Origin of the sequence: Arthrobacter sp. cf158, assembly GCF_900106835.1 — a bacterium.
Classification (GTDB): Bacteria; Actinomycetota; Actinomycetes; order Actinomycetales; family Micrococcaceae; genus Arthrobacter.
On sequence record NZ_FNNR01000002.1, the window covers coordinates 324520 to 335638 of the forward strand.

The following is an 11119-nucleotide window of genomic DNA, read 5'->3' on the forward strand; positions in this document are numbered from 1 at the left end:
ATGAAGGCTTTCGTGAAAAAGTTCATGGCATCGAGCCTGTTCAAGTTCCTGCTGGTCGGCGGTGCGAGCTTCCTCGTGGACCTGGGCCTACTGGCGCTGTGCTTCCAGGTATTTGGCTGGCCGTTGTGGTTGGCCACAGGCGCGGGGTTCTGGGGCAGCTTCTTCTTTAACTACTTCCTGCAGCGTCACTTTGCCTTCAACGGCGGAGGCACCGCGCTTGGCGGCGTGCTGAGGTACTCGGGGCTCCTGGCCTTCAATACCCTTGCGGTCATGGGCATTGTGGAGCTGTTCCAGTTCCTCGGAGCTGGGTACGTGGTGGGTAAAGTAGTTGCGACGATCGTGACGATGGGATGGAACTACTTCATTTACAAGCACTGGATCTTCCCGCAGAAGAAGCAACAGAAGAGCGCCAGCGAACAGTCAGAAGGCCCGTCGGAGACCGGCGCGCCAGCCCAGAAACTCACACCTAACAGCAGCGAAGGATAATCGATGTATCGAGGCGTTCGAATTGCCGCGGTAGTACCGGCCTATAAAGAAGAAAACCACATCGCGCAGGTCATCGAGACGATGCCTGACTTCGTTGATGACATTGTCATCGTTGACGACTGCAGCCCTGATGACACATCGGGTGCTGCCCGCCGTGCCGACGACGGCCGCGTCACCTTGATCCGGCACGAGGTCAATCAAGGCGTTGGCGGTGCAGTGCTGACGGCCCACAAGGCTGCCATGGAGCTGGGCTCCGACATCAACGTGGTCATGGCCGGTGATGCCCAGATGGATCCCAATTACCTTCCGCAGTTGCTGGACCCCGTTGTGGATGGTTATGGCTTCGCCAAGGCCAACCGTTTCTTCTCCGGTGAGTCATTTGCGGGCATGCCCGGCTACCGCATTTTCGGTAACATCGTGCTGTCCTTCATGACCAAGCTGGCGTCAGGATACTGGCACATCTTCGATCCGCAGAACGGCTATACAGCCATCCGGACCGAAGTTCTCCGGCGCCTCCCCATGAACAAAGTGGCAGCCCGCTACAGCTTCGAAAACGATCTCCTGATCCACCTGAACATTCTTGATGTACCGATCGTTGACGTGCCCATCCCGGCGGTCTATGGCAACGAGGTCTCCAGCATCAAGCTTCGGAAGGTCATTCCCGAGCTTCTTTCCATGCTCTTTGGTGGCTTCTGGCGCCGGGTCTGGTGGAAGTACATGGTGTGGTCCTTCTCCGCGGTTGCTCTGCTGCTGATTGCCGGGCTCGTCCTCATTGTCATGGGCTTGGTGGCCGGCATCTGGGTGCTCGCTGCCAGCGTTGGGTCGCCTACCGCCGGGTCGGTGATGTTGGCTGTGGTGCCGTTTGTCCTTGGCGTTCAGATGCTGTTGGTTTCCCTCCAGCTGGATATTCAGGCGAGCCCCGACAGGCCCACCATGCATCCTATGAAGGAACGCAACTAGAAGTCTCTTGAAAGAGGGGAGGGCCCGGACGCTTGGTGTCCGGGCCCTCCCTTCTTCGTTGTCAGGGAAGGGAAGTGAAACCTCCCCAGCCCCATCCGACTTGACTGCGGGACAGCCATCCAGATGTTCCGTTGCCGGGGTAGAGGAAGAGGTTTCCACCGGCGTCCCTGGCCAGGACGTCGTTCTTTCCGTCGCCGTTGAAGTCGCCCGGGCCGAGGATTGCGGTCATCCCGGTCCAGCCGCTTCCAACCTGGACCCGGGTCAGCCATCCTCCCGTACCGTTTCCAGGGTAGAGCCAGAGGATGCCTGACGTGTCCCTGGCCAGGACGTCGGTCTTGCTGTCGCCGTTGAAGTCGCCCGTGCTCAAGATTGCAGTCATCGAGTTCCATCCGGTGCCGACTTGTGCGCTTGACGTGAAGCCTCCCGTGCCGTTTCCACGGTAGAGCCAGAGGATGCCTGCCGAGTCCCTCGCCAGGACGTCAGCCTTGCCGTCTCCGCTGAAGTCGCCGGGTGCAAGAATGAGCGTCATCCCGGCCCACCCTGTCCCGGCCTGAATCCGGGTCTGCAGCCCGCCTGCTCCATTTCCGGGGTACAGCCAGAGGATGCCACTGGTGTCCCGGGCCAGGATGTCGCTCCTTCCGTCACCGTTGAAGTCCTTGGTGGGGACGATTGCGTTTAACGAGTTCCACCCTGTCCCGAGCGATCGCTGCGTCAGCCATCCACCAGAACCATTGCCTGGATACAGCCATAGCGTGCCGCCATTGTCGCGTGCCACGACGTCGTTCTTGGCGTCACCTGTGTAGTCCTTCCAGGTGTTGGCCGGTGGCGCCGTGACGGTGTACGCCTGGGTGACGATAGCTGAACTGTTGTTGGATGGGTCTACCGCAAAGTACTTCAGCGTCATGGCCGCCGTCAGGGTGATGGCTGCGGAGTACTTGTTGGCTGCCGTTGCGGTGGGATTTGTGCCATTGGTGGTGAAGTAGATGCTGGATCCCGGTTCGTTCACGGTGAGTGTGATTTGTTGGTTGGTGGGATAGCTTCCAGCCGGTGGCGTGACGGTGACCACTGGAGGAGTGGTATCCAGCACTGTGTAGGCCCGGGTGATGATGGGCGAGGCGTTGCCGTAAGCATCTACAGCGATGGCCTTCACCGTGGTGTTGGCTGTCAGCGCGAACGGTGCAGCGTAGGCCTTGGTGCTTCCTGCGGCCGCGGTGGCCGGCGTGGTGCCATCCGTGGTGTAGAAGATGCTTCCAGCTTCACTGGAGGACATAGTGACGAGTTGTCCCGATGCATAGCCGCCAGCAACGGGATTAACCGTGAGAACCGGTGCGATGTTATCCAGTACGTACGTTTGCGTTGACACTGCGGAGGAGTTCCCCGCGGTGTCCCGCGCGAAGTACTTCAGTGTCATCGACGTCAATGGAATGGGACCTGAATACACAGGACTCGACGTTGTGGGGGTGGTGCCGTCCGTTGTGACGTAGATGGTGGCCGCCTCATTGACAGACAAGGCCACTGACTTGTTTGCCGCGTACGTTCCTCCCACAGGATCAACGGTTACTACCGGGGGAGCAGTGTCAGGGGCAAAAACAGTGACGTTCCTTGCCGCCGTGGTGACGTTACCGGCGTTGTCCCGGGCTTCCACAGAGAAGGTGACCGGTCCACTCGGAACGTTGGTGTATGCCTTGGGCGATGTGCATGCCGTGTAAGCGTTGGATCCGAGTTTGCACCTGAACCCCGCAATGTCCGTGGACGACGATGTAAAGGTGAATGAAGGCGAGATGCCGACTGTGGCACCTTCTGCCGGAGCAGTAATGGATACCTGTGGGGCGGTCAGATCGGACGTCACAGTGACGGATGCCAGCGCACTGACGTTGCCGGCCATGTCCGTGGCCCGGACCCGAAGGACATGTTGACCCGCGGTTGTGAGGGCGATGACTTGCCCGTTGGTGCATGCGGTGAATGTGGTGGTGGAGTCAACCGAGCATGCCAGGGTGGAATCCGGGTCCGAGGTGACGCCAAGGACGGGCGAGCCGTTCACGGTTGCTCCGGCCGCCGGCGAAGTAATGACCGGTGTGGTGGGAGCCGTGGTGTCGATCGTGAAGGCACGCGAGACAGGGAGCCCCGAAGGTGCTGCCCGAACCGAGAACGTGTAGCCGCCATTGGCCAAGGCGGTTGTCGGGGTGAACGTTCCGCCCGAGCAAACCTGCCAGACCGGCGTCGCTGAGCTCAACTGCAGGCTGCATTCGAGGGCGCCGCCAGGCGGAGTTGAGGCTACGGCAAACGTTGGCGTGGAATCGTTGGTGAAAGCCGGGTTGGCAGCTTGGGTTCCATTTGCCGCCGTCGGACCGCTGACGATGGACGGTACCACTCCACCGAGCGTCAGCATCCTGCCCCGCTCTGCCGGCTTGGCCGGATCCAGCTGTCCGGGATCCTCCATGACCAGTACCTTGCCGTCCCGCATGGCCAGGCCGCCGATCTTGCTGAATCCGAGGGCCCACTGATTGTCTACGGTGTCGGTGCTCAGGTCGATGCGTGAGATGGTGTCCTTGCCGGCATCGGCGGTGGTGGTGCCGCCGCCCGTTCCTGTGTAGAGGACCAGCGGTGACTGCCAGTCGTAGTAGATGGCTGTGGGCTTTCCGACGTTATAGAGGGGCGCGGGCACAAAGTTGGTCAGGACTCCGTCGTCAGGAGCCGTAAAGACTGTCAAACCTGACGTTTCGGCGACGTATACCACCACGTTTCCGGCACTGTTGCGGTGCGTGGCAGCAAGGCTGAGTGAACTTGAGTTGACCGAAGCGATTGATTCGATGCTCGGGTGGAGCGCCGTGGGATCCACGATCTTCACGATTGACCGTGCATTGGCAAACGACAAGTAGATGTTGCCATCGGGGCCGTCGCTGACGGCGTTCGGCCGAAGGTCGCCGTCGAAGATCGTGAGGGCGCCGTGATATTCGAAGACGCCACCGTCCGGGTTCCAGAGCGCGCGTACGACGTCGGAACTTCCGACGGCGGCATCCGGAATGAACGCGATTTCGTCGCCATCGCCGTGGTTGGCGGGGGTCGGATCAATCATTGCAGGAGTGCCCGGCAAGGCGGGTCCATTCCCGTGGCCAGGCAAGGTTCCCCCCAAGCAGGTGCCGGTCTCGATGCCGCCCGCTGTGGAGCCGGAAGTCTCGGTCACACGGCAGAAACCGGCGCGGGAGTCTGAAACCCACAAGCGACCGTCAGGGTCCACCAGGGTGCCGGCAGCTTTTGTCAGACCGGTGGCCACCGTTTGACGTGCTTGATCTGCGAAGGCCGGGCCAGCGCTGAGTATGCCGGTCAGGGCCGCCGTAGCCAGGCTGGCGGTGGCGAGGATTGCCGTGATTTTGTGACGATACTGTCCGCCGGGAACCGCACTGATGGCGGAGGGCGGGGGAGTCTTATGAGAGGTTCTTGAGCGACCGGCGAAGGCAAGACATGCCAAACCAAGCTGAAGAACACTGCGATTGCGCGTGTCCACCGAGGGATCCCCACTTCATTCGGATGCTCCCCAGCTCCGCATGCATTGGTTATTCGCCCCACGCCGTTTCCGGCTGCGTCTTAGTACATCTTCCCCCAATTTTCACATTTGTCACTAGTAAAGTTTTGGCAGGTCATTGTTTGGACGATTTTGTCCCGGGGCAGCATCTTGACCACGCATCGACAGCCCCGCACGATTGAGGTGGAGGTCACAATGCGCAGACTGTTCCCGGTGGCAGTGTCTATGGCGATGCTGTTGGCCGCCTGCTCGGCTCCTTCGCCCCAGCCTTCCGCCGGCCCCACGACGCCGGCACCGACAAGTGCCAGCGCAACAACGCAACCCAGCGCTTCGCCGTCGTCCGTCCCGGAAAGCAGCGGTACTGCCGAGGGCCAGCTGTCAGCGGGTGACGACGAACCGGGGCGGTTCGCCTACCGGTGTACGAGCCTTGATGCTTCGCCGGAAGTCCAGTTGTCGAGTCTGGCCGAAGTCTGGGCCGCCTCAAACTACACGCGAATGGACTCTTGCGAAGTTACCTTCGAAGGAGGCGGATCCTTTGTGCCCACACCCCGGGAAGCTGAAGCCATCGAGGCAACAGCACCCCAGGGAGCAGCGGCGGACGACGGATTGGCAGCGATGCTGGACGTTCTCCGTTTGTGCACCCGGGTGAGCGACGAGACCGGGCCCGGCGGATTCGCGGAAGCAAGCCACGGCACGTTGCTCGCGGCTGCTGCATTCTGTCCCGAGGCTCCCCAAGGAAAAATCATCGCAGCATGGGCAGACGGCTCACGGATCGGTGATGGCAGCCACGTTGTGGGTGAGTCCTTGAAGCCTGGCACGGTCCAGCTCGTGAAACCCGGTGCGTCAGCCAATGAATGCAACTGGTCTGTCACTGGTTCGGACGGTTCAGTGATTGCCGGCGGTGGATTGGCAGACGCGGGCAAAAACGTGGATCTGGAAACCGGCCAAAACTTTACTAGTGACAAATGCGGAATTTGGGGGAAGATGTACTAAGACGCAGCCGGAGACGGCTTGGGGCGAATAACCAATGCATGCGGAGCTGGGGAGCATCCGAATGAAGTGGGGATCCCTCGGTGGACATGCGCAGGCGCAGTGTTCTTCAGCTCGGTGTGGCAACTCTTGCCTTGGCCGGTTGTTCAGGAACCAAAGTAGATACTTCCCAACCAGCCGCACTCGATGTGGTCCCTGTCGTCGCCAGTGACGACAAAGTTCCCAAGGAGCGCCCGGAACCCCTGATTCGCTACCAATTCACGTGTAGTGCTGTGGACGGCAGCCTCATCGGCAAATTCTCGAGCCTCGAAGAGGTCTGGGCGTCGACACGATACATGCACGTCACCGATTGCCAGGTGGCTTACGTTGGAAGCGGACCGCATGTTCTGACTGCCGAGGAGACAGCAGCCGTCAATGCGGCCGTGGCAGCGGGCGCGGCCCCAGGCCAGGCGTCCGAGCTATGCCTGCGCATTATCAGAGCGTGCACGCGGACGGATCACAGGACGTTGGCGGCGTCTCTCGCGGCCTACGGGATACCTGTGGTGAAGGGCGCCCTGACACTGGCCCCCTTGGCACCACAGGCGGCACTGCTGACCCGATGGCTCAAGACCGCGGTACCTGGATAAGTAATGATTCCCGGCCCTCATTTTTCGGTCCGGCCAATCGCTTGACAGGACGATTTTCCTTCCATCCATCCACACAAAAATGCGGGATCACATGGTCTAATGAAGGTGGTCTCACGTATTGGCTGTTCAGCGTAATTGGGAAACTGACTTTGTTTGGGGGCAAACGAAGATCACCCGTCGCGCACAATCAAGGAGTGATCTTTTATGGCGTTTAGAGTTGGAACTGCAAGCGCTGACATAACGCCGTCGCTGAGCACCAATCCGTATATGGCCGGATATGGCTCAACAGATGGCGGACGCGAGGCCACCAGCAGTTCACCGTTCGAGCCCCTCTATGCTCGGGCAATCCTCATCTGGGAAGACGCCCATCCCCACATCATCATCAGTTTGGATGTCCTGGCACTGCCAAGAGCCATGCACCAGCGGATTCGTGACCGGATCATCGGGCTTGCGGATTGGTCCAGCAGCGACATCCTGATTCAGGCGACGCACACGCACAACGGACCTGCACTCATTGACACCCTTCATCCCTTCATGGCCTATGGATTGGCGGACCTGGGCTTGGTGCGGTCCTATAGCGATGACCTTGAAGACACCATTGTTGACCTGGCAGAGGAAGCCTTGAATGCGGACGAAACGGCGGTGACTTTCGACTACAAAGTTTCAACCCAGAATTTCTCTGCCAACCGCGTGGGACTGCCTTACACGGAAACGGCTGTTCCCATCCTTGTGGCGCGCCGCGGCAATGGAACCCCGGCTGCGGTGATTTTCAGCTACGGTTGCCACCCCATCAGCGCTGGGCTGCGCACGTTGTTTGACGGAGATTTTGCGGCCGGTGCGTGCAATTACATCGAGAACCGGAACGCCGATTGCTTCGCGATGTTCATCCAGGGTCCAGCGGGTGACCAGGACCCGGGAGGTGTCCGGAGCTGGGAACTCAGGGACCAGCACGGGGACGCCCTCGGGGCGACGGTGCATTCGAACATGCAGTCTGCAGGGCGCGCACTCAGCGGGCCCATGGTCACGAGGTACCAGGAAGTCCAATTGCCATTGGACATCACCCCAACGGCCGGAAACCTCGCCGCGGTCCGGGCATCCTATGTTGCCCGCCTGGCCAACCCCAACGGCCAGCCCCAGTGGTACCAGAGGCATGCGCAAGTGATGATAGGGCGGATCGACAGCAACAGTTTTGACACCGCTGTGCCATCGCCATTCCAAGTCTGGAAATTCAACGGCAGCCCGCAATTGAAGATTGCCATGATTGGTGGGGAACTGGTCAGTGGATACGCTGCCTACTTCCGGGGCAGGAACGGCGGAACCAACGGAATTATTGTTGGTGGATATGCCAATGAATCATGCTGCTATATACCGAGTAACGAATTCTTCCCGCCGTCCATGCCCCTGGGCAGCTACGAAGGTGGTTGGGAACCTGATTTCCCTGGAATAGCGGGCGGTTCGATGACCGTCTACGGTCACTTGGCGCATTTCAAAGCAGGTGCCAATGGGGTGGAAACCACGCTGGTGAATGCGATGAATGCATTGCTTGCATAAATAGCTTTCCTTCAGCTCATGCAAAGGGCCCGTCCACGGAAGAAATTCCTTGGGCGGGCCCTCTGTGCTCTATCCGGTGCTATCTGGCGGCAGGGGCCAGGATGGTGAGGCTGTTCCAGCCTGTACCGATCCTTGTGGGCGTTCCCCAGGTCCTGTTCGACCCCACCGGGTAGTATCGCAATTCGCCGATGGTAGTCCGTGCAATGATCCCTGTGGAGCCGGCGCCGGCAAATCCGCGCACCGCGCCGATACTTGAGATAACATTCCACCCCGTCCCCACAGTGCTCGCGGCTTCCTGGACGAAGTTTCCTGTGCCGTTGGTGCGGTACAGCTTGAGATCGCCGGCGCCGGTCTTCACCAGGAGGTCGGCATTGGAATCCTTGTCGAAGTCCATCTGCACGATGTCCAGGCCACTCCAACCCACCCCAATGGCGACCCCGGTAGAAACGGTTTTCCCGGCGGGGTTGTTGAAGTAGTACAGCCGCCCGCTGGAGTCATACCCCACAATGCCCGGGTGGGCGTCGGTCTTCTTCCACGTGCCAACGCTCAGCGTCCAGCCCTTCCAGTTGCTGCCAAGGGAGACAGGAGCACCAAATCCGCTGCCGTTCCGTCCCGGGTAGACATTCACCCGGCCATCTGACCACTGCGCCACGATGTCCAACGCGCCGTCGCCGTTCCAGTCAGTCACGAATCCGGCAACCAGACCGGCCCAGCCGGTGCCGATGAGGTCTTCCGGAAGCAGAGCCGTGGTCCCGGTACCCGGGTACCGATATAGAGCGGCATCGGGGCGGACGGCGAGAACATCTTCTTGATCCACGCCGAGGGTCGTCTCCACGTCAAGTGGGGCATCACTGATCAGGCTCGCATCATTCCAGCCCAAGCCGATGAGGCTGCGGTTGCCCCAGGTTCCCGAACCTGCGGGATAGTAGTACAAATCGCCATTGGCTGCCCGGGCGTGGAGCCCCTGGGAGTCCGCGCCGGAGAAGTCTATTGCGGAAGAAACCGACGTCATGCCGGCCCAACCGGTTCCGATGACACGGCCAGGCTCGTTGAAAAAGCTGCCAACGCCATTGGAGCGGAAGAGCCGGAGGGTACCGTCAGCCGTCCGCGAGACGATGTCTTGGTTGCCGTCGCCGTCAAAGTCGATCTGGTTGAGCTGGTGTCCGCTGAATCCTGTTCCGATCAGAACGCCATTTCCCAGGCCACCACCGCTGCCGTTCGGGTAACGGTACAAATTGCCAAGGTAATCCTGGCCGATAACCCCCGGATAGGCATCCTTGGAGTTCCACCAGCCAACTGTCAGGGACATTTCCTGCCAACCGGAACCGACCTGCACCGGGGCGTAGAAGCTGCCTCCGGGGCCACCCCGGAACACCTTCAGTGTGCCATCGCCCCATTGGGAAAGGATGTCCTGAACGCCGTCCTGGTCCCAGTCCACAACGTACATCGCCTTTGCGCCGGACCATCCTGAGCCTATGGCCACTGGCCCGGTGATCCGACCGGATCCGGATGCGGGGAACACATCCAAGCGGCCCGCCGGGTTAGTGGTGAGGATGTCGGCGCCGGAATTAATGGATGGATTGGAAGGAGACGAAACCCCGCGAGCGAAGGTCCTCAATTGGTCGTAGCTGCCGTTGAAGATGTTTGAATCACCTTCGAAGGGGCCCGTGCTGCTGTATTGCCACATCGTGTAGTTGCCCCAACTGGCCGGCAAGGACCCCGGCGAGTTCGTTGGGTTGTTCCAGTACGAGGCGATCCAGAGGGGATAGCTCCCGAAGGTCGAGTTGCCGACGCAGGTGTTCCACCAATCGGTGGTGCTGTAGATGACCGGGAACCGCCCGGTCAATGCCTTGACGGTGTTACCAAAATCGGCCGCCCATTGCCCCAACTGCGCTTTGGACATGTCGTAGCAGGTGTTGCCGAAGTAGAAGCCGTTGATGGTGCGCCCGGCGTACGGGTTGTACTCGATGTCCAGGACTGGCGGGAGGGTGTAGCCGTCGGCCGTCCAGCCGCCCCCGTTTGCCACGAAGTACCGGGCCTGGTCAGCGCCTGATGACCAGTTGGGGATGGCAAAGTGGTAGGCGCCCCGCACCATGCCCACGTTGCGTGAGCCGTTGTACTGCTGTGTGTAGTTCTCGTTGAGGTAGTAGTTGCCTTCGGATGCTTTGACGTACGCCCAGCGGGATCCTTGGTTCCACTGGCTCTGCCAGTTGACGTTGCCCTGGTGTGCGCTGACGTCCTGTCCGGCGACACCTACGGTGGGGCGCCAGTGGCCAGGGTCCGCAGCCATCGGAACTGCGGTGCTGACCGAGCTTCCGATGGCACGCGAGCCCAACGCTCCCGACGCGCTGTTCTGCTTGGCCGCCAGAACCCGGGGGGATCGCTGTCCCATTTCGGCGCCGCCAGCAGGAATGGAAGCCCGCATGGCCGCTTTCATGGTCTCTGCATCAGGTGCGTTGCCCGGCATTGCCTGTGCTTTGGGAAGCTGCGCCGTGGCACCATTCGATGGTTCCGCGGCAGGCGAAGGCGGTACGTAGGGCGAAGGCTCGACGGCGGGAAGCGGCTGTTGTTCTACGGGCGCCTGTTGTGTGAGGGGAGTGTCGCCGGGCTGCATCGGGTCGACGCCGTCGCCGGCAGGCCGTGGTCCCTGCGTGGGCGTTGATGTCTGAGTCTCTGGTAGAGGAGCTGGCTGGGGTCCGGAAGACTCCGCCAGAGCTGGCGCGCCCAGGCAACTTCCGGCTACGAGGGCGATTGTCATCGCTAAGCCGGCCCGTGCCAGCTGGGTGCGGCGGGGTGCGTCACTTGAACGTCTTTTCATCTTCATATCCGGCCCTGTACCGCGGCTCAGCGGCGCATGGGGTGGCTTGCGGACAAGCTCCGGGGCGGGCGCTTGCGCATGAGACCAAAGGCCAGCTCCTAACGGCCTTTACCCTAACATCCTGGGACTGGAGTGACTAGTGGGATTGAGGATGCTGAAGGGATG

The 11119-nt window shown here is 60.8% G+C and carries 7 protein-coding genes; 5 read left to right on the forward strand and 2 right to left on the reverse strand.

All coding sequences use genetic code 11. The annotated features are described in order from the left end of the window. Complete coding sequence (locus BLW08_RS04405) at positions 1–486, forward strand: GtrA family protein (protein ID WP_091323524.1); 486 nt, start codon at positions 1–3, stop codon at positions 484–486. 3 nt (positions 487–489) lie between these two features. After that, positions 490–1446, forward strand: coding sequence for a glycosyltransferase family 2 protein (locus BLW08_RS04410; protein ID WP_090818402.1), 957 nt, complete (start codon positions 490–492; stop codon positions 1444–1446). Between the two features lie 61 nt (positions 1447–1507). Here BLW08_RS04410 and BLW08_RS04415 read toward each other — a convergent pair whose 3' ends face one another. Further along, positions 1508–4951, reverse strand: a complete 3444-nt coding sequence (locus BLW08_RS04415) for a chitobiase/beta-hexosaminidase C-terminal domain-containing protein (RefSeq protein WP_254779681.1) — start codon at positions 4949–4951, stop codon at positions 1508–1510. Between the two features lie 213 nt (positions 4952–5164). Here BLW08_RS04415 and BLW08_RS04420 point away from each other — a divergent pair, with 213 nt between their 5' ends. The 3 genes from BLW08_RS04420 (at position 5165) to BLW08_RS04430 (ending at position 8136) form a co-directional block, all read left to right on the forward strand. Continuing rightward, positions 5165–5962: a hypothetical protein gene (locus BLW08_RS04420; RefSeq protein ID WP_091323527.1), complete on the forward strand. Its 798-nt coding sequence runs from the start codon at positions 5165–5167 to the stop codon at positions 5960–5962. Between the two features lie 86 nt (positions 5963–6048). Then, entirely contained in the window at positions 6049–6585 is a 537-nt protein-coding gene (locus BLW08_RS04425) for a hypothetical protein (protein ID WP_090818408.1), read from the forward strand. Between the two features lie 204 nt (positions 6586–6789). After that, positions 6790–8136 (forward strand): hypothetical protein, encoded by a 1347-nt coding sequence (locus BLW08_RS04430; RefSeq protein ID WP_091323530.1) that lies wholly within the window; start codon positions 6790–6792, stop codon positions 8134–8136. Positions 8137–8215: 79 nt separating this feature from the next. On the opposite strand, the gene BLW08_RS04435 is transcribed toward BLW08_RS04430, so the two are convergent. Continuing rightward, positions 8216–10960: a GH25 family lysozyme gene (locus tag BLW08_RS04435; protein WP_091323532.1), complete on the reverse strand. Its 2745-nt coding sequence runs from the start codon at positions 10958–10960 to the stop codon at positions 8216–8218. Positions 10961–11119: the final 159 nt, after the last annotated feature.

Coding starts and splice junctions, on each gene's coding strand:
- BLW08_RS04405 (WP_091323524.1), top strand. CDS start 1: ATGAAGGCTTTCGTGAAAAAGTTCATGGCATCGAGCCTGTTCAAGTTC.
- BLW08_RS04425 (WP_090818408.1), top strand. CDS start 6,049: ATGCGCAGGCGCAGTGTTCTTCAGCTCGGTGTGGCAACTCTTGCCTTG.
- BLW08_RS04420 (WP_091323527.1), top strand. CDS start 5,165: ATGCGCAGACTGTTCCCGGTGGCAGTGTCTATGGCGATGCTGTTGGCC.
- BLW08_RS04435 (WP_091323532.1), bottom strand. CDS start 10,960: ATGAAGATGAAAAGACGTTCAAGTGACGCACCCCGCCGCACCCAGCTG.
- BLW08_RS04410 (WP_090818402.1), top strand. CDS start 490: ATGTATCGAGGCGTTCGAATTGCCGCGGTAGTACCGGCCTATAAAGAA.
- BLW08_RS04430 (WP_091323530.1), top strand. CDS start 6,790: ATGGCGTTTAGAGTTGGAACTGCAAGCGCTGACATAACGCCGTCGCTG.